12 protein-coding genes are annotated in these 18,984 nt (G+C 67.1%); 11 read left to right on the top strand and 1 reads right to left on the bottom strand.

The window, feature by feature from the left end; genetic code table 11:
• The first annotated feature begins 34 nt into the window (after positions 1–34).
• From ACOQPP_RS08645 to ACOQPP_RS08635, 3 genes are all read left to right on the top strand, one after another.
• Positions 35–772 carry a TIGR04255 family protein gene (locus ACOQPP_RS08645; RefSeq protein ID WP_419165038.1) on the top strand — a complete coding sequence of 246 codons (738 nt, stop codon included), beginning with the start codon at positions 35–37 and terminating at the stop codon, positions 770–772.
• A gap of 185 nt (positions 773–957) precedes the next feature.
• Complete coding sequence (locus ACOQPP_RS08640; protein ID WP_419164922.1) at positions 958–1,260, top strand: hypothetical protein; 303 nt, start codon at positions 958–960, stop codon at positions 1,258–1,260.
• Positions 1,253–1,651, top strand: a complete 399-nt coding sequence (locus tag ACOQPP_RS08635; protein ID WP_420636318.1) for a hypothetical protein — start codon at positions 1,253–1,255, stop codon at positions 1,649–1,651. The genes ACOQPP_RS08640 and ACOQPP_RS08635 overlap by 8 nt, the downstream gene beginning before the upstream one ends.
• 158 nt (positions 1,652–1,809) lie before the next feature.
• On the opposite strand, the gene ACOQPP_RS08630 is transcribed toward ACOQPP_RS08635, so the two are convergent.
• Positions 1,810–1,977, bottom strand: coding sequence for an HNH endonuclease (locus ACOQPP_RS08630; protein WP_420636329.1), 168 nt, complete (start codon positions 1,975–1,977; stop codon positions 1,810–1,812).
• A gap of 385 nt (positions 1,978–2,362) precedes the next feature.
• Between ACOQPP_RS08630 and ACOQPP_RS08625 the strand changes: the two genes are divergently transcribed.
• From ACOQPP_RS08625 to ACOQPP_RS08590, 8 genes are all read left to right on the top strand, one after another.
• Positions 2,363–5,590, top strand: a complete 3,228-nt coding sequence (locus ACOQPP_RS08625) for a PD-(D/E)XK nuclease family protein (RefSeq protein WP_420636317.1) — start codon at positions 2,363–2,365, stop codon at positions 5,588–5,590.
• Positions 5,583–8,762 carry a UvrD-helicase domain-containing protein gene (locus ACOQPP_RS08620; RefSeq protein WP_420636316.1) on the top strand — a complete coding sequence of 1,060 codons (3,180 nt, stop codon included), beginning with the start codon at positions 5,583–5,585 and terminating at the stop codon, positions 8,760–8,762. Before ACOQPP_RS08625 ends, ACOQPP_RS08620 begins: the two co-directional genes overlap by 8 nt.
• A 500-nt stretch (positions 8,763–9,262) precedes the next feature.
• The gene (locus tag ACOQPP_RS08615; RefSeq protein ID WP_420636315.1) at positions 9,263–10,087 is read left to right on the top strand and encodes a Fic family protein; all 825 of its coding nucleotides are present in this window, start codon (positions 9,263–9,265) and stop codon (positions 10,085–10,087) included.
• 90 nt (positions 10,088–10,177) lie between these two features.
• Positions 10,178–11,476 carry an NCS2 family permease gene (locus ACOQPP_RS08610; RefSeq protein WP_420636314.1) on the top strand — a complete coding sequence of 433 codons (1,299 nt, stop codon included), beginning with the start codon at positions 10,178–10,180 and terminating at the stop codon, positions 11,474–11,476.
• 575 nt (positions 11,477–12,051) lie between these two features.
• The gene (locus ACOQPP_RS08605; protein ID WP_419164928.1) at positions 12,052–12,222 is read left to right on the top strand and encodes a hypothetical protein; all 171 of its coding nucleotides are present in this window, start codon (positions 12,052–12,054) and stop codon (positions 12,220–12,222) included.
• A gap of 240 nt (positions 12,223–12,462) precedes the next feature.
• A complete protein-coding gene (locus ACOQPP_RS08600) occupies positions 12,463–13,725 on the top strand; it encodes an NHLP bacteriocin system secretion protein (RefSeq protein WP_419164929.1) in 1,263 nt (420 codons plus the stop codon).
• Entirely contained in the window at positions 13,722–15,911 is a 2,190-nt protein-coding gene (locus ACOQPP_RS08595; RefSeq protein WP_419164930.1) for an NHLP family bacteriocin export ABC transporter peptidase/permease/ATPase subunit, read from the top strand. Before ACOQPP_RS08600 ends, ACOQPP_RS08595 begins: the two co-directional genes overlap by 4 nt.
• Positions 15,912–15,915: 4 nt before the next feature.
• Positions 15,916–18,858, top strand: coding sequence for an NHLP bacteriocin export ABC transporter permease/ATPase subunit (locus tag ACOQPP_RS08590; RefSeq protein ID WP_419164931.1), 2,943 nt, complete (start codon positions 15,916–15,918; stop codon positions 18,856–18,858).
• The last annotated feature ends 126 nt before the right edge of the window (positions 18,859–18,984 follow it).

Genomic DNA, 18,984 nt, shown 5'->3' with positions numbered 1-18,984 from the left:
TCACTCGCGACGAGGTCCGGTGTCGTTGAACGACGTGGAACACCTCGAACGAGCGCCCATCGCCGAGGCAATTCTCGACTGGCGAGTGGAACCGGCGGATGGGATCACCGTTGATGCCTTCGCCGAAGCCGCGTCCTGCCTTGCCGACGAACTTCCCAGGAAGACGGTCGGCACGCGAGTCGAAGGGGTTTTCGAAGTTCGAGAGGGCGAGCTTCTTCCATCGGATCCGCCGGAAGCTGTACGGTACGGCTTCCTGCTTGGCAGCGCCGACGGAAAGCGCGCGGCGCAGTTTCGAGTGGACGGCTTCTCGGCCCACCAACTTCGTCCGTATCCTGGGTGGGGTGACCTCTCGTCCGCAGCTCTCAACTGGTGGTTGCTTTATGCCGAGCTCGCGTTGCCCAAACGTGTTGTGCGGCTGGCCGCCCGCTACATCAACCGCTTCACGCTTCCATCGTACACCGAGGATCTTGAAGAATGGCTTGCGGCGCCGCCCCCGATCCCGCAGGACCTGCCTCAGGTGTTGTCACAATTCCTCACACGCGTGACGATTCACGAAGCAGAAACCGGCAACGCGGCGCACGTCACGCAGACCATGGAACACAACCCTGATACCGAGTCGGTTGTTCTGATTCTTGACATCGAAGCGTTTCGAGCCATCTCGGCCCCGGCAGATTCTGACAGGATCGCGGAAACTCTCGCCTCGTTGCGGGTCTTAAAGAACCGGATTTTCTTCGAAAGTGTGACTCCACGCACCCTGGAGTTGTTCCGATGACGACAACCATGTCTGCCTATGCTGTTGCTTCAAGCGGACCTGAGCCCCTGTCCCCCGGGATCGGGGCCGAGGCTTGGGCCGTGAACAGGAGCCTTGGCGAATGGCGCGACACGCGAATGGCCAGCCTCACTCTATCCAGGTTTAGGGCGTGGCTTGATTTGACGGAAGTCCATACGGAGTGCGCGATGCAAGGCTGGGATGGTGAGGAGGCCGAGCCGGTGTCGTCGGCGACGATTGCGCGGGCGCAGGTGTTTCTTTTGACGCTGCCCTCCGGCATCCCCGATCCAGAGGTTGGGGCCGACCCGGACGGCGAGGTGTCCTTCGGCTGGTTCACCGCGCCGGACTGGGGGGTAGCTGTGGCGTTGAGCGCCGACGGTCGCTTGAGCTACGCAGCCATGTTCGGGGCGAATCGGGCTCACGGGACTGAACGATTTCGGCAGGAGATCCCACGGCCGCTCCTTCAGATCTTCCGGCGGTTGTTTGGCTGAAGCAACGTTCGATGAGCCGCTTTCGGAAGCGGAACCGCTGGCCAAGTTCCTTTATGTCCGGAAGGGCCATTTCCGCATCGATCCCCCGGAACCTACATGGCGTGCCTTCCTCCCAAGGAAGGGAGAGCAGGAAGTGTCGGTTTTCCGTACCACCGGTCTCCGGGAAGCCGAAGTTTGGGATCTCGCCGCGACCCACGTTAGGCCGAACCCCAAGGCACAAGCCATCGTGAAACCGCGGGACGTCGTCGCCAGCGGATTGCGCGTTGATCCGGACAACATCCCTCCGCGACCCGCGAACATCGCAGGCTGGCCTTCGACGAAGGATGCCCAGATGAACCATGCGCTGGACTTGGCGAATCGAGGAACCGTGGTGCTGGGGCCGGGCCTGTAGCGCATGCTCGGCCCGGCTCCTCGCGACGGTGGTATCCCGACGCGACCTCACCCAGCGCGCCGAGGCCGTCAGCCTCTCAAGCGGCGGAATTGAAATGCTCGCCCGTAACTCGTTGCAAACGATCTCCGACTCCACCGCCGAGCAGCTTGGGCCTGCCGTTAGTCGGCACAACTCCAACGCGGCCAGTCGTCCCCCCTGCTCTTGTTATTTCGCCAGTGAAGCGGTTGGAGGTTCGAGACATCGTCGCTCCCACCTTTCGAAACGGGCTTGATGTGATCGATCTCCCAGCCCCGTGCGGAAGTCCCGCCGTACTCATTACGGTCCATCACGGTGCCGCAGCGGTCTCGCCGATAGCGGTCACCGTAACCCGGAATCGGTTTACCCCTCCGCCAGACCGACGTCACGACCACCGCGCAGTCGTAAGAGTCGAGCCAGCCGTCATTGAGCGGGTGCACTGCGAGATTCACGTCCGAGCCCTTCTCCCCGGTGCGGATCACTTCGGCCGTGCGTTGGCTTCCGACCGGGTTCACGAGCGGGGCCAGCACCGGATGGCTTAGGAAGTGCCCAAAATACACCTCTACCTCAGCACCTTCTCGAACAGCGCGACCAGATCCAGCCATTTCGATGACGAACCCTTGAGGGCTCCGTAGTACAGATTGAAGCCGTGGCCGTTGACGGCCGGGTCGACCGAGCTTGACGTGGGGCGCGCCGATGACGACCGTCGGGCGTGAATTCAATCCCGACCAAACGACCATCGCTTCGTCCCGGCCCAGACGCGTGCCGCTGACCCTGGTTCGAGCGCCGGCCGCGGCCCCCCTCTGGGAGGCGTGCGTCGACCGATTCCTCGCGGGCGCCGCCCCGCCGACTGGTTCTGAAGAAGGGCAGACCGCGTGGATCTGGCTCAACCACCGGAACCTGCGGGATCTCCTCTACGAAGCGGCGCAGGAACGCGGCCATCCGGGGTGGCTCGACCCGCCCGTCAGCCAATTCGGAGAACTGGCCGCGCGGCTCGATATCCGGGAGAGGTCGGTCGGACTCCTCACGCGGCGCCGCCTGGTGAGCCGGCACGCGGCCCGGCTCGGGCGCCGGATTCTGGGTCGGAAGCCCGGCCGCGGCGACGGGGTCATCCGCGGACACATGCTCGACGCGCTGCTGGGAGACCTGCTGCCGGAGGGTGTCCCCCCGGACGACCTCGAAGAGGCGCTGGGCCGGATGGGTGGTGACGACTTCGCCGTGAAGCGCAACGCGTGGGCGGTGGGGGTCTATCGCGCGTACCTGGACTCGCTCCGCGAAAGGGGCGTCACGGACCCACGCGCGGTGAACGCCGTCATCGCGGAACGGATCGAGGCCGGCGGGCTGCCGGGGGCGCTCGGGGGCGCCCGTGAACTCCACGTGTACGGCATCGCGAGCCCGCGAACCCGGCGCCGCATTTTGGCGGCGCTCGCGACACAGGAGGAGGTGGAGGTCTACCTCTACCTCCCGCTGGAGTCCGAACCCGATCCGTACTTCGACGCCCTCGCCGCCCGCACGGAAGTGATCGGAGGTCCCGACGACGGAAGCGGCGCCGGGCCGCTGCAAGTGCAGCCGGTGCCGGATGCGGCGCGGGAGATGGACTGGGTGGCGCGGCAGGTCAAGGGAATCGTTGCCACCGGGACGGCCGAACCGCATCAGGTCGCCGTCGTGGCGCGATCCGGCCGCGACAACACGCACCGCGCATTCCGGGCCCTGATTCGGGCCGGCGTGCCCGCCAGCGCCCGCGTTCGGACGCCGCTCGTCGAGATCCCGGCGCTCAAGGCTCTCCTCCTCCTCCTGCGCGGGGCGGCGCGGAACTGGGACTACCGGTCTCTGCGCGCCGTACTCGAGCATCCGTACTTCAACACAAGAGTGGACCTCAGGGGCATCGACTGGGTCGCGGCCACCCGGCGGGTCGTGGGGCTCGAGGCGTGGGGGGAAGGCCTCGAACAGCTGCGGGCGCTCGTAGAGCAGAAAGCGCGCGAGATCCGGGGAAAGGGACTCTTCGCCGACCGGGTCGAGAAGGACATCGAGGGGTTCGACGTCATGCGCGAGACGCTCGAGCCCCTCGGCCAGGCGCGCCCGGAAGCCGACTGGATCGACCTCACGCTCGACCTTCTCAGAGAGGATCGCGGCGTCTTCAGACTGAGGCGCCGGGTGTGCGACCCCGTCGAGGAACGATGGGAGGTCGTGCGCTCCGACCAGCGCGGGATGCTCCTCCTCGAACGCCTCCTGGGCGAGTGGCGGGGCCTCGACCACGTCGCCGACCCCGTCGAGCCGGCGGCGTGGCACGCGCTCCTGCGCAAGCTCCTGCAGGCGAACGAACTCGTCCTCTCCACCCCGGGGCAGAAGGGCGTACAGGTCCTTGAGGCGCATGACGCGGCGCTCGTTCCCTTCGCCCACACCTTCGTCGTGAACGCGAACGACCGTGAGTTCCCGCGGCTGGCCGGATCCACGGGTGTGTTCAGCGATGCCGAGCGTCGCCAGCTTGCGGCGCTCGGGCTTCCGGTCGCCTACCGGGACGAGACGCTGCGTCGCGAACGCGGGCTGTGGCGCGCCGTCACGCAGCAGGCGGGCCCGGTATGGATCAGCTACCGGACGACCGACGCCGGCGGTACGCCCCTGCTCCCCTCCCTCATGGTCCCGCGGCACGACCCCGACGTGGAACTGCCGCGCGTTCGCCGGCCGTCCGACGACAGAGAGCCGATCACGCCGGCGGAGGCGGACCGGCGTGCCGCCTTCGCCCTGCACGAGTCTCTGGCCCGGCCGGGCCCGGCGGACTCGGAGGAGCAGATCCGCGTTGCTCCCGCCCGCCCGGAACGGATCGCGCGGGCCATCGTGGCGGCCGCGGCCGAAGTCCACCGCGGCCCCGGACTCGACCGCTACCCGGGATTCCTCCTGTCCGCGCACGAATCGAGCGGCGTACCCGACAGGCACCCCGCGCTGCGGCCGAACCCCTGGAACGGTCACCTCCGCGATCCGGACGTACTCGCGAAGTTGGCCGACCGCTTCGCTGATGACTACCGGTGGTCCGCAGGCCAGCTCGAGACCTACGCGCGGGCGCCCTTCGCCTTCCTCATCCAGCGCGTGCTGTGGCTCGAATCCATGGACGAGGCCGAGGAGGAAACCACACCCCTCGCCTTCGGGAAGGTGGCGCACGAGATCCTCGAGCGCTTCTACGACGAGTTCAAGGACGATCTTCCGGTCTCTCTCTCGGACATCGTCGAGAGCCGTCTCGCCGAGATCTGCCACGAGGCCTGCGCCGAACGCGAGGGCAAGGGAGAGTGGCTCGGCGTTGCCTCCCTCTGGGAACAGACCCGGGAGGGCATCATGGCTGCCGTGCACGACTACGTGGCCTGGGAACTCGAGTACATGGCGGAGAAGGGCGAGCGTCCCCTTCTCACCGAGGTGGGCTTCGGCTTCGACGACGAACGCACCTTCCTCGAGGGCGAAGACGTGCGCGGCAAGCCGGCCCGCCTGCGCCTCTGCGGCCGCATCGACCGCGTGGACCGGAGTGTGCACGGGACCGGGGTCCACCATGTGCTCGACTACAAGAGCTACGGGACGCCGGGCGCGCCGAGCTTCGACGACGCGACCGCCCTCCAGGGTGTGCTGTACGCGCAGGTGATGGCGGATCGCGGCTACGACATGGGCTCCTGCCGCTATCGGTCGATCAGGAGTCCGGGGAAGCCGCTTAACGGTGGTCTCGTCAAGTTCGGTTCGACGAGGTACACTCGCGCTCTCGCGCTCGCCCTTTCCATCCCCGGCCGCGTGCGGCGCGGCTGCTTCGAGGCTGTCGCCTCGCGGAAGGGCCGGTGGGTTAACTGGGATCCGCCGACCGAGGTCCGCCGCAGCGGCGCACAACTGGACGAAGGCCATCGCTTCGATGACTTCGGCGCACCTGCAGGGGAGGGCGCCGGTGGCTGAGATCCGGTGGACCCCCGAACAGGTGCGTGCGATCCGGTCCGAGGACGACACGCTGCTCGTCGCGAACGCGGGCACGGGCAAGACGACGACGGTCGTCGGCAAGATCATGTGGCGGCTGGGGCTCCCCTTCGGCGTCAGCGGGGAGACGGGTCAGCCGATCGAGCCGCCGGCCCGCCCCTGCCGACTGGACGAGATCGCCGCCATTACGTTCACGGAGAAGGCGGCCTACGACCTCAAGCGGCAGCTACGGGCGCGCATCGAGGCGTCCCCGCGAGCGGACGCGCTGCGGTGGGAGATCGACCGGGCCTCGGTCGGCACCATCCACTCCTTCTGCGGCGAACTCCTGCGGGAACACGCGTTGCGTCTGGGAATCGATCCCACCTTCGAGATCCTGGATGAGGACGCGGCGTGGGCCGAGCAGGACGAACTCATCAAGACGCTCTTCCTCGAGAGACTGGCCGAGGAGGATCCCGCCGCGCAGGCGATCCTGAGGCGGATGAAGCTCACGGGCTGGGAACGCCAGAAGGGCGCCATCGACCACGTCCGGACGGTGCTGCGCGACCTCCGCTGGCGGGAGGAGCGGTACCGCAAGTGGCTCTGGCACGAGCCGCCGCCATCGGAGACCCTCGATCTTTTTTCCGCCGAGCGTCCTCCCTCGGTGTTCGACCTCCCCGCCCTGAAGGCCGTGTGTGAGGAGAGCGACGAGAAGGACGAGGTAGCGCTCGCCATCTGCTCGCACCTCGTCGAGCTGGCGCTCGAAGCCCGAAGGCGCTGGGACGCGTGGCTGGAGGAGGAGAACCAGCGCGACTTCGACAGTCTCGTCCTGGGTGCGGCCGAACTGCTGCGCGGTGAGTCCGGGGACGCGGCCCTCGCCGCCATCCGCGACCGCTACCGCATGCTCATCATCGACGAGTTCCAGGACACCGACTTCACGCAGCGCGACATCGCCTTCGGCATCGCGCGCGGCGTGGATCGCCCCCAACTCTTCCTCGTGGGCGATCCGAAGCAGAGCATCTACCGCTTCCGGGGGGCGGACATCTCGGTGTGGAACGCCGTCGCCGCCGACTTCGCCGAAGAGGGTGAGGTCCTGGAGCTTCCACGGAACTTCCGCAGCGCACCTCCCATCGTCGACTTCGTGAACGTCATCAGCGGCGCCGCGATGAAGGAGACGGGGACCTCGCTCGCGGAGGAGCGGTCCGCGAGCCGGATCGACTACGCGGAGCTGGTGGCGGGGATCCCCGACCACGAACAGACGCGGGTGGAGTGGATCGGCGTTGAGGGCGGGAAGGTGGCGGAACGGCGCGAGGCGGAAGCCGCCCAGGTCGCGTCGCAGATCCTCGAGTCGGTCGGCCACGTCGAGATCAGGGATCCCGACACGGGCGAGCTGCGCCCCCTGGCCTGCCGCGACATCGCGCTCCTCTACCGCTCCCGCGCGGGACTCACGCACTTCGAGACGGCGCTCAAGCGCTACGGCATCCCCTACTCCGTCTCCGGCATGACGCACCTCGGCGAACGCCAGGAGATCCTCGATGTCCTCAACGCGCTCCGGCTCGTGCAGAACGAACGGGACGACCTGCGCGCCTTCGGCTACCTTCGCTCGCCCTTCGTCGGGCTCCGGGATGAGACGATCGCCCGCATCCGCATGCTGCAGCGGGGCGGACCGCTCCTCCGCCAGGCGAAGCGGTGGCTGGACGAGGGGACATGGCCGGAGTCGCCCGATCACGCGCGACTTGCCGGGATCGAGCGGCGGGCGCTTGAGGAGGGTCTCGCGGTGCTCGACGAGCTGCGGCAACTCGCGCCGAGGCTCGCGCTCGACGAAGTCATCGAGGAACTGCTCGAGCGCACAGGATACCGGCTGCACGTGCTGCTGATGGAGGGCGCGGAGGAGATTCTCGGAAACCTCCAGAGTCTCATCCACTTCGCGGAATCCCACCGCGCGCACGACGTCTCGACCTTCTTCCAGGTATGGGATCGGTCGACGAACCGCGACATCGGGATCCCGCAGGCCCCGCTTTATTCGAAGGAGGACGATGTCGTCACGCTGTCGACGATCCATCAGGCGAAGGGGCTGGAATGGCCCGTCGTCTTCCTGGTCGGGGTCGAGCGCCCACTCTGGAGGCAGCCTTCGAACGAGTACTGGGCGGATCCCGAACTCGGCCCGTTCTTCTGCCTGAAGACGTCCGACCGCGGGGTGCGCGGCGAGCAGATCCTGCGCCGCGAAGCACTCGAGTCGGCAGCGGAGGAGGCCCGCCTCCTGTATGTGGCGGCGACGCGGGCCCGGGATCGGCTCGTCATCGTGGGTCCGCCGGGTGGGGAGAAGGGGTACGACAAGTGGCTCGCGTCCGGAGGAATCGAGACCCGGAGCGACGTCACGGTGCGCGCGGCGCCGCGGACCGGTCGCCCGCCGACGCTGGAATGGCTGGATCGATATGAGGTCGCGGAGCCTTCGGCGCTGATCGACGCCCTCCCCGAACCCACGCTGCGCTGGACCCGTTCGGCGACCGAACTCATGCTCCGGGACGAGGACCCGGAGGAGTGGGCCCGCCGCTACCGGCACGGTGTGCAGGCTCCGTGGCACTTCGCGCCCGAGGCGTCCGGAGGGGAGGCGGGACTCCCGGCCATGGTCCGCGGGCAGATCATCCACGGCGTGCTCGAACGGCTGGAGGCGGAGGCGGAGATCGCCCGCGTCGTCGAGGAGACGATCGGTTCGCTGGACGAGCCCGAACTCGAAGCCATGCTTCGCCCCGGCACGGAGTATCGGGAACAACTCGAGGAGGAGATCCGGCGCGTGGCCGCGAGCGAGGAGTGGGGCTGGTACACGGAGGGCGATCTCGGCCGCGACTACTGGAAGGAACTCACCTTCATCCATCTCCAGGGTCCGCGCGACTGGAGGTTCGGCGCCTTCGACCTGTACCGGCGTCTGACGGGCGCCGCCCCCGAGCGCCTGGCCCGCGCCCTGGACCTGGGCGAGCGGCTGGACGCGCTGGTGATCGACTTCAAGACGCATCCGATCACGGCCGCGCAGGCCCCGCAGGTGGCCCGCGACTACAGGATCCAGGCCGACGTCTACCGCGCCGCGGCCGAGAGCATGGCCGGCCGTACCGCCGTCGGCCTGCATTTCACGGGGCCCAACGGGCTCGTCCCGATGCGCAAGACGCCGGATCCGACCTGACCAGCTTGGTGTGTCGCGGACGGCTGAGGGTGCGGGGAATCGTGGAACCGCCACACCGGTGATGGTTTTCGGCGCTTGGCGCTCATCTGTGAAGTGGTTCTGCAAATCTGTGAAGCTACCTTTTTGACGTCTACAGATAGTTTGTGAAAGCCGTATCCGGTTGTGGACGCTCCAGGCAGCAGTTCGCACCGGAGACCGGGCCCCTGTCGCGTCGGCACCGCGTGCGGAACAACCTGCCGGGTACGAGGCGGTTCTGCCCGCTGGTTCGACGGACCCCTCAACTTGAGCGCTATGTGAACATGCGCCTGGGGGAGCGTGCTCGAGAAGTGATTGGACGTACCCACCCGGATGTCGTCCGTCGCGCCGCGGCCTTTCTGCTCCTCGAAGACAGCTAGGCGTCGTTTCAGATCGAAGGTGAGCGTCCAACGCTGGATCGGGGGCTCCGTTGGGGCCGAGCGATCGGCGAGGCCGGCCAGCGAGACCTTGCGGTCGATGAACTGGTGCGTCTGCAGGAACTCGTGATCGGTGACTCGAGGTTCGTCGAGCTCGGACTCCGGACCGAGGGCGGGTGGATCGGCGAGCACGACCGGGGGACGCGTGATCCGATTCCGGAACATATCAGCGCACGTCCGGACGACTTGGCCGATCTGATGCGGGGGGTGGTCGAGTATGGTCGGCGGACAGCACAGTTGGCCGTCGATCCGGTCGTATCGGCGGCTGTTCTGTCTTTCGGGTTCGTATACATCCATCCGTTCGAATTCGAAGACGGGAACGGCCGCCTTCACCGCTGGCTGATTCATCACGTGCTGGCCCGTGCCGGGTACAACCCGCCGCATGTCGTGTTTCCCGTGAGTGTCCCCATGCTGAGGCGGATCTCGGAGTACCGTGAGGTTCTCCGCAGCTACTCCTCGCAGGCCCTGCCCCTGGTCGAGTGGCGCGCCACTACACGGCACCACGTCGAGGTCCTGAACGAAACGGTCGACTTCTACCGGTTCTTCGACGCCACGGCTCACGCCGAGTTTCTATATGGGTGTGTCGAGGAGACCGTGATGCGGGATCTCCCCCGGGAAGTCGCATATGTGGAAGGGTATGACGAGTTCTCGCGGCGCGTGCAGGAGGAAGTCGCGGACATGCCGGAGCGGACGATTGATCTCCTGTCGAGGTTCCTCCGGCAGAACCGCGGCAGGCTGTCCAAGCGGGCGCGCACCCGAGAGTTCGAGCGATTGACTCCGAAGGAAGTGGAACGGGTGGAGGCGCTCCATGCGAGTTGTTTCCCACCGGAAGCCCCCAAGGGGGAAGGTGATCGCAACACTGCGGACCCATAGCCGCCGCTGGCGGAAGCTTGCCGAATCGATTGTGAATGGAAGCTCAACGGGCGTCTGCTTCCGCGCCCGTCACCAGGGGGAGTCGAGCCGATGACCGAGAAACTGGAGCGCTGGTTCAGGCTGTCGGAGCGCGGTTCCGACGTTCGGACGGAGGTGACGGCGGGGGTCACGACGTTCCTGACCATGGTCTACATCGCCTTCGTCAATCCGCAGATTCTCTCCGAGGCCGGCATGCCGTTCGGCGCCGTGTTCGTCGCGACCTGTCTCGCGGCGGCGTTCGCCACGCTGGTCATGGGGCTGTACGCCAACTACCCGATCGCGCTGGCTCCGGGGATGGGGCTGAACGCCTTCTTCACGTACGGCGTCGTGCTCGGAATGGGCTACGAGTGGCAGGTCGCGCTCGGGGCCGTGTTCGTCTCCGGCGTGCTGTTCGTCACGTTGAGCCTGCTGCCGGTGCGGCGCTGGATCATCGATGCGATCCCGCGGGGGCAGAAGCTGGCCATCTCGGCCGGCATCGGCTTCTTCCTCGGCGTGATCGCGCTGCGGAACGCCGGCATCATCGAGGGGAGCCCGGCGACGCTCGTCACGGTCGGGGAACTGACGGCGCCGGCGGCCGTGCTCGCCCTGCTCGGCTTCAGCGCGATCGCGGCGCTTTCGGCGCGGCGGGTTCCGGGCGCAGCGATCATCGGGATGCTCGGCGTGACGGTGGTCGGCCTCATTCTGGGCGTCTCGGAATGGCACGGCGTGGCGTCGCTTCCGCCCGACCCGACGCCCACGCTGCTCGCGCTCGACATCGGCGCGGCGCTGCAGTTGGGCATGATTGCCGTGATCCTGACATTCCTGATCGTCGATCTCTTCGAAACGGCCGGCACGCTGATCGGTGTCGCGCAGCAGGCCGACCTCCTCGACGAGGACGGCCGACTGCCGCGCATCCATCGGGCGCTTATGGCCGACTCGACGGGGACGGTGGCGGGCACGCTGCTGGGGACCTCGTCGGTCACGAGCTACATCGAGAGCGCCGCCGGCGTCGGGGCGGGCGGCCGCACCGGTCTGACCGCCGTCGTCGTGTCCGGCCTGTTTCTCCTCTGCCTCTTCCTCGCGCCGCTGGCAGAGTCCATCCCCCCCTTCGCGACGGCCGCGGCCATCCTGTACGTCGCCTGCCTCATGGCCCGCGCCCTGAAGGACGTGGAATGGGACGACATCACGGAGTCCGCGGCGGCGGTCGTGACCGCGATCGCCATCCCGCTCACCCATTCGATCGCGGACGGGATCGGGCTCGGCTTCATCACCTACGTGGCGATCAAGGTGCTGGCGGGCCTTTGGCGCGACTGCTCGCCGATGCTGCTCGTGGTGGCGCTCGTGTTCGCCGCGAAGTTCATCTGGCTGTAGCTCGGACCGTCCGCCCGGTTCGGGGCCAGCTCACCTCGCTCACATTCTGCATGGTCACGGACTTCGCTGCCCGCGGCACCACAGCCACTTTTGCCGACGCAGCGCGTGAGCAGAGCTCTTGCAAGCCCCCCCCCAAATAGGGTGGTGCGGTTCCGGTTTGTGCTCTATAATGAATGAATCCAATCCAAGACTTGCGAAGCGTGAGCCGCCGACCACCAGCGGTGGGGAACGCACAGGCACAGAGGAGGGCAGCATGAGCAGGCGAGGCGATATCACGAACGAAGCACGACCGATGGACGATGCCGCTGCGGAGTCGATCGTCGGGGGCACCGGTGGTTCGCAGGCGGCCACGCACGGGTGCCGGACTGAAGGATGCACTTGCGTCATCGCAAGCGATGGTTCCATTGAGTGTTCGTGCTCAGGTCATGCGCACAACTATGGCTAGTAAGGCGGTGCCGGCGGGAAACTCCCTCCCCTTTGCGTGTCCCGCCACCATCCAGGCTTAACAGCGATGCCGCTCAGCGAGGGAGAGAGAAATGACGCAAGAGATTGGCCGAGGCCAAGAGTTGGAGACCATGGAAGAGACCAGATCGAGCCAGGATGTGCAGGCCATGGACGACGCCGAAGCCGAGGGCATTGTCGGTGGAACGGGGACCGGCTCCGTCTGCGTGTGCGGCTGCGACACGACGAACGGTGGGGACCACACCGGCGGTTGCGAAATCACGCACGGGCACTACACGGGATAGGCAGCAGACTGCATCGCCCTGAACTCGGCCGTGGCGGACGAAATCGGTCGCTGCACCAGAGGACCTGACCAAGCCGTCACGTAGTGGAGCTCCTCGCGAGTTCCGGCTGCCAACCGTTGAATCGCGCAACGCCAGTTCATCCATTTGGGCGCAGGCCTCGGTGCGAAACCCGAGATCCGCGCCCTGACGCGTCATGATCCAATCCTCTTCGGCAGAGCGCATTCAGCCACCGGACGGGCGATGAGCGAGAGGTCGGGGAAAGGGTCGTCCGGCAACGCCCGAACCGAGCGTCTCGGGACACCCGAGCATCTCGACCGGGTGCTCTATGTGACGACACCCAGAGCGTGGCTCGCTCTCGGAGCCCTTGTGGCCATTCTGACCGCCGCGGTGGTCTGGTCCATCGTCGGGCAACTTTCTACCTATGTCCGGGCCGAAGGCATCATCCTCAGCCGTAGCGGCATGGTGCTCGACGTCGTTTCCTCCCGGGGCGGCCGGCTCAACCGCATCGGGGTGGCTACCGGAGACCGGGTCGAGGTCGAAGATGTTGTGGCGGAGACCTTCGATCCCGAGGTCATGGAACGGTACACCGGCGCGCTCGCGGCTGCGGATGAGCGGCTGCGCGCCCTCCGTGACCGGGAAGCCGAAGCTGCTGCGGAGAACGTCCTCTTCGAGCAGAACGTGGCCGATCAGCGCGAGCGTCTTGGGGCCCTTCAGGAGGCTGCCGAGGAGATGGTCGCGCGGGCCCGCGAACGCCTGCGGAACTTCCGGGAACTGGCGGAACGAGGGATCGTCACGCAAACCGCCGTCGAGAACAGCGCGCAAAGCCTCGATGCTGCCCAGAGCAGCCTGTTCGAGGTCATGCGCAGGCGCGATCAACTGGAAGCGGACGAACTCCGCCGCCGCAGCCAGATCAACGAGAGCATCACGAGTGCGCAGGTCCAGCACATGGAGGCGCAACGCCAGGTCAACGAGCTCGCGGCCGTGATCGAGACCTGGAAGATTCGCTCGACGGTTTCGGGCCGCGTCACCGAGATCAAGACCCAGGTCGGCGCGACCCTCGGGGCCGGCCAGGCGGTGCTCAGCGTCGAGAGCGGGGAGACCGGTCTCGATGTCCTGATGTACGTGTCACCCGCCGACGGGAAACGCGTCGAGGCGGGAATGGCGGTGCTCGTCTCTCCGAGTACGGTCCGGCGCGAGGAGTACGGCGCGATGACCGGGACGGTCGAGAGCCTCTCGGAGTTCCCGGCCAGCCTCGAAGGCATCGTCGCGGTGCTCCAGAATCAGGATCTCGCCGCCTCCTTCTCGAGCAACGGGCCGCCCTACCCCGGCCGGGTGGTGCTTGACCCCGACGGGTCTACCGCGAGCGGCTTCGCCTGGACTTCGTCGCGCGGCGTCGCGGTGGACATCACCCCCGGCACCCTCGCATCGGTCGAGATCCGGGTCGAGAGCCAGCCCCCCATTGCGCTCGCCATGCCGTGGTTGAGGGAACTGCTCTCGATGTGAAACGCCGTCACGAGCTTCGCCCCAACCTCAAGGGGTCCGGGCGCCGACGGGTTCCGCCCCTGCTGCAGATGGAGTCGACGGAGTGTGGCGCCGCCTGCCTGGGGATGGTCCTCGCGTATCACGGCAGGTGGGTGCCTCTCGAAACGCTGCGAGTGCGGTGCGGCGTCTCCCGCGACGGGGCCAACGCGGCCAGCATGATGGGTGCGGCCCGCTCCTACGGCCTGTCCGCGCAAGGCTACCGCGCCGGGCGCGAGAAGCTGTTCGACATACCGTTCCCAATGATCGCCTTCTGGAACTACAACCATTTCGTGGTCCTGGAGGGGATCAGGGGTGACCGCGTCTACATCAACGACCCGGGCCACGGCCCGCGACGGATCTCCCTCGAGGAATTCGACGAAGCATACTCGGGCGCGTGCTTCGCGTTCGCGCCGGGCAAGGATTTTCGTCCCGGCGGCGACCCGCCGGACCTCCTGCGCGGTCTGAAGGCGCGCCTCGGGCAGGCGCTGCGACCTCTTGCATTCGCCGCGATCGCGACCCTGGCGATGATCGTCCCGGGTCTGGCGCTTCCGGCGATGCTCAAGGCGTTCATCGATGAAGTGCTGATCCGTCAGGACGGGAGCTGGGTGGTCCCGCTCCTGCTCGGACTGGGGGCGGTCGCCCTGATCCAGGGAGCGCTGACCTGGTTGCAACGTATCCTGTTCGCCCGAATGGAGACGAAGCTCTCCATCGTCGCGACGGCCCGCTTTTTCTGGCACGTGGCGTCGTTGCCGCTGCTCTTCTTCAGTCAGCGCTACGCGGGTGACATCGCGAGCCGCGTCGGATCGAATGACGCGGTCGCGAGGCTGATCTCGGGGGAACTCGCGATCAACTTGGTGAACGTGCTGACGATGGTGATCTACGGCTCCGTCATGCTCTCGTACGACGCGGGGCTGACGATGATCGCCCTGATCGTGGCCGCGCTGCATGTCCTCGTGCTCAAGCTCTCCGGCGGTGCCCGGGAAGCGGCGAACCGTCGGTTGCTGCGGGAAAACGGGAGGCTCGCGGGCGCTTCGATCAACGGCATCCAGATCATCGAGACGCTTAAGTCCAACGCTGGCGAAGGCGACTTCTTCGCTCGCTGGTCCGGGATCCAGGCAAATGCCCTGAGCGCCCAGCAGCATCTCGGAATCGTGGCGGCCGTGGCCGGAATGGCGGCGATGCTGATCTCCCAGCTGTCGGGTGTGGCCATCCTCGGATTCGGAGGACTGCGCGTAGCCGACGGGGCTTTGACCATCGGCGGCTTGGTCGCCTTCCAGAGTCTGGCGGCCAGTTTCGCCCAGCCCGTGCGGGGCCTGGTGCAGTTCGGAGCCAACCTGCAGCGCATCAAGGGGGACATCGCCCGGCTGGACGATGTCCTGAACTACGTTGCGGACGAACGCACGCGGGCAGGCTTGCAGGAACGCGAGCCGGAAACCGCTGCCCCCCCGCCGCGCGGCTCTATCGAACTTGAGGGGATCACCTTCGGATACAACGTGACGGATCCGCCTCTGATCGAGGACTTCAGCCTGTCGATACCGCCCGGGCGACGCGTGGCACTCGTGGGCGGATCCGGGAGCGGCAAGTCCACGATCGCCAGATTAGTCTGTGGCCTGCTGAAGCCGTCATCCGGCAACGTGCGGATCGACGGAGAGCCCCTCGACGACATCTCTCCGGCGCGGCTCGCCGAAATCGTCTCGCATGTGGACCAGGAGGTCGCTCTCTTCGAGGGGAGTGTGCGCGACAACGTCGCGCTGTGGGATCCCACCATGGAAGAGCGCAATATCGTCCAGGCGCTGCGCGACGCTTCCATCCACGACCTGTTCGCGTCGCAGCCGCTGCGGTATGACACGCCCGTCGACGAAGGCGGACGCAACTTCAGCGGCGGACAGCGCCAGCGGCTCGAACTCGCGCGCGCCCTCGCCCGCAATCCGGCCGTGCTGATTCTCGACGAGGCGACCGCGGCGCTCGATCCCGTAACCGAACTCGAGATCGACGACAGCCTGCGGCGGCGCGGCTGCACATGCCTGATCGTCGCTCACCGGCTCAGCACAATCCGCGATGCGGACGAGATCGTGGTCCTCGAGGGCGGCCGTATCGTCCAGCGCGGCACGCACGAGACGCTCATCGCTGAGGACGGCCTCTATCGCACGCTCGTAATGACGGATTGATATGATGACCGACGTCTCTGTCATCGAGCGGATCCGCGGTGTCCGCAGCGAAACCGGAGCGAACCGACCGTTCGCGATCGACGATCCCGAGCGGGTTCACTACGTGGAGCGCGGGCACCTCGATCTCTTCGTCGTCGAATCGAGCGACGGCGAGGTGGTCGGGCGACGGCGCTTCGCTGCCCGGATTCGCTCGGGCGAGATGGCCTTCGGCACCAGCCCGCTCGTCGTGTCGGACGAGCCGCAGCGTGCGCTCGGTCTGCTGGCCGTGCCCTCGCAGGACGCCGTGATCATCGAAGGTGAACGCGCCGGCGTCGGATCGGGGAGTTTCGATCTGGCGACGACGGACTGGGTCGACCGGTGGATCTCACACCTGTCGGATTTCCTGGTGCGCGATCTGCCCCCGCAGCCCGATGCCCTCCTGCTCGAAGCCGACCCGGACGTGCCATATGCGGCGGGTTCCGTCCTGACCGCGCAGCATCTGGACGTGGTCTGGGTCTCCGCCAACACGCCGATGCGCCTTCTCGGGCGTCACGACTTGATCGTGACGATCTCGGAGCCGCTGTTTCCGGTCTCGGAGCGGACCTGGCTCGAACTCGACAGCGATGCGAAGGTCTCGGCCGTCTATACGCCGACTGCACTCGTCATGGAGAGACTGTGGCCGGCGTTCGATCACTTCGGCGCGCAGGTGCTCGAATTCGCCCTCCTCACGGAGTTCGAGGAAGCGGAGACACTGATTGCGCGCCGCCGCCAAACGCGCGAAGCCCAGCGGGCGTCGGTAGGCGCGGCACTCCGCGGCCTCGGGCGGGTGCTCCGTGCCACGAGTGAAGACGTCCGGGCCCGGGCGGAAGGCCGTTCGCCTCTACAGCACGCGGTGCACCTGGTCGCCGAGTCGCTTGGTGTAACGCTTGAGATCCCGCGCATCGCGGGAGACGGCACGGCCGACGCCAGCCCCAGGGAGACGATCGAACTCCTGGCCCGACGGTCGCGCATGCAGACCCGGTGGCTGAGGCTCACGCCGGGCTGGTGGAGACGAGCGGGTCCCTCGATGGTCGGCTTCTTCGTCGGCGACGACGGGAACGCGGACGAGACGCGCCCGCTCGCCCTTCTCTCCGACGACCGCGGTACCTATCGGGCCGTGAACCCCGAGACGGGGGCGAGCTTCGTCGTCAGCAGGAGGACCGCGAGCGAGATCGCGCCCGACTCGCTGGGGCTCTACGCGCCGCTCCCGATCCGGATAGAAGGCATCAGAGACGTGCTTCGATTCTCGCTGCACGGCCGGGGACGGGACTTCCGGACCCTGATCGCGCTCGGGGCGCTTGGTGGGCTCAGTGCGCTGCTGACGCCGATCCTCACGGGACAGATCCTCGTCGAGATCATCCCGCGAGGCGACATCTCGCTGTGGCTCGTTACATTTGGCGCACTCGTGATGGTCGCCCTCGGCAGCGCAGTGTTCGAAATCGTGCGCGGGCTGGCATCTCTGCGCATCGAGACCCGCACGGACGAGCGCCTGCAGGCTGCGATCTGGAGTCGCCTCGTCTCCTTGCCGGCGCCTTTCTTCCGCCGGTTCACGGCTGGCGACCTGGCAAGCCGGGCCAACGGCGTCGCAGCCATCCGCCAGGCGCTCACGGGAGCCGCGGTGCAGGCCGCAATGGGCGCCATCTTCTCGGTGTTCAGCCTCGCACTGCTGTTCTACTACAGCGGCTTGCTCGCGCTGCTCGTCACCGGCCTGCTGCTGCTGCTGGCGACCGGGAACTGGTTGCTCTCGCTGGGCCAGCTTCGTCATGACCGAAAGGCCTATCGGGCCCAGGGCGAACTCAGCGGGTTCGTGTTTCAGGTCATCTCGGGTCTCGCCAAGCTCCGCGTGGCACACGCGGAAAGCTACGCGCTCGCCCACTGGGCCCGGCTCTACGGTCAGCAGAAGGGCGAAGGCCTGGCCGCACGGCACTGGGCGGCGGGGCAGCAAGTCCTGGGCGGGCTCTTCCAGTCGATTTCGCTGATCGTGATCTTCGCAGTCATCCAGCGCATGCTATCGCAAGGCACGTCATTCGACCTCGTCGATTTCCTGAGCTTCAACGCCGCCTTCGGGCAGCTCGCGGGGGCGGTGACCGCCATCTCCGGAGCTGTAACCACTGTCGTCGGGATCATTCCGCTCGTCGAACGCGTGCGACCCATTCTCGATGCCGAGCCGGAGCCCGCCCGCGGCATTGACCCGGGCGAACTCAAAGGCGACATCGAATTCGAGAACGTGACGTTCCGATACCAGCCGGACCGGCCGAACGCGGTCGACGGTGTTTCCTTCAAGGTCCGGCAGGGCGACTACGTGGCGTTCGTGGGTCCTTCCGGCTGCGGGAAGTCGACCCTCTATCGTCTGCTGGTGGGCTTCGAGGCGCCGGACTCGGGAACGGTGTTCCTGGACGGTCACAACCTGACCAGCCTGGATCTGGCCCGGGTCCGAGGGCGTATGGGCGTCGTCCTGCAGCACGGGCAGATCGTGGCCGGCACCATATACGAGAACATCGCGGGGGTGTCTCCGCTCGGCACGGAGGAGGCCTGGGCTGCGGCTCGCGACGCGGCGTTGGAAGACGATATCCGGGCCATGGCGATGGGTATGCGTACCGTACTCTCGGAGGGCGGCACCGGCCTCTCGGTGGGACAGAAGCAGCGGCTCCTCATCGCCCGCGCGCTCGCGCGCAAGCCTCGCGTGCTGCTGTTCGACGAGGCCACCAGCGCCCTCGACAATCGCGCCCAGGCGATGGTGCAGGAGTCGCTGCGGAAGCGTGGCGTCACGCGTCTCGTGATTGCGCACCGGCTCAGTTCGATTCGCGATGTCGACAGGATCTTCGTCATGGATGCGGGACGCGTCATCGAGAGCGGCACGCATGACCAACTCCTCAAGCGCGATGGCATGTTCGCCGCCCTGTCCCGCCGCCAGCTGGTCGAAGCGTAGGGGTCCAGCAGAGAGGAGGTGCGAGGCTGGCGTGACAAGGTGTTCTTCGCGAACGTTGCTTCGCCACTAACCAGTTCCACGGGCCGGCGGGCGACTCGCCCGACGGCGTAACTCCAGAGATCACGT

Source organism: Candidatus Palauibacter sp., assembly GCF_965222475.1.
In the GTDB taxonomy this organism is placed as follows: Bacteria; Gemmatimonadota; Gemmatimonadetes; order Palauibacterales; family Palauibacteraceae; genus Palauibacter.
The sequence above is the reverse complement of the archived record's forward strand: the minus strand, read 5'-3'. Positions and strand labels throughout refer to the sequence as shown.

What these genes read in the sequence shown, in the direction of transcription:
- ACOQPP_RS08640 (WP_419164922.1), top strand. Translation starts at nt 958, where the DNA reads ATGCAAGGCTGGGATGGTGAGGAGGCCGAGCCGGTGTCGTCGGCGACG.
- ACOQPP_RS08630 (WP_420636329.1), bottom strand. Translation starts at nt 1,977, where the DNA reads ATGGACCGTAATGAGTACGGCGGGACTTCCGCACGGGGCTGGGAGATC.
- ACOQPP_RS08625 (WP_420636317.1), top strand. Translation starts at nt 2,363, where the DNA reads ATGACGACCGTCGGGCGTGAATTCAATCCCGACCAAACGACCATCGCT.
- ACOQPP_RS08610 (WP_420636314.1), top strand. Translation starts at nt 10,178, where the DNA reads ATGACCGAGAAACTGGAGCGCTGGTTCAGGCTGTCGGAGCGCGGTTCC.
- ACOQPP_RS08605 (WP_419164928.1), top strand. Translation starts at nt 12,052, where the DNA reads ATGGAAGAGACCAGATCGAGCCAGGATGTGCAGGCCATGGACGACGCC.
- ACOQPP_RS08600 (WP_419164929.1), top strand. Translation starts at nt 12,463, where the DNA reads ATGAGCGAGAGGTCGGGGAAAGGGTCGTCCGGCAACGCCCGAACCGAG.
- ACOQPP_RS08590 (WP_419164931.1), top strand. Translation starts at nt 15,916, where the DNA reads ATGACCGACGTCTCTGTCATCGAGCGGATCCGCGGTGTCCGCAGCGAA.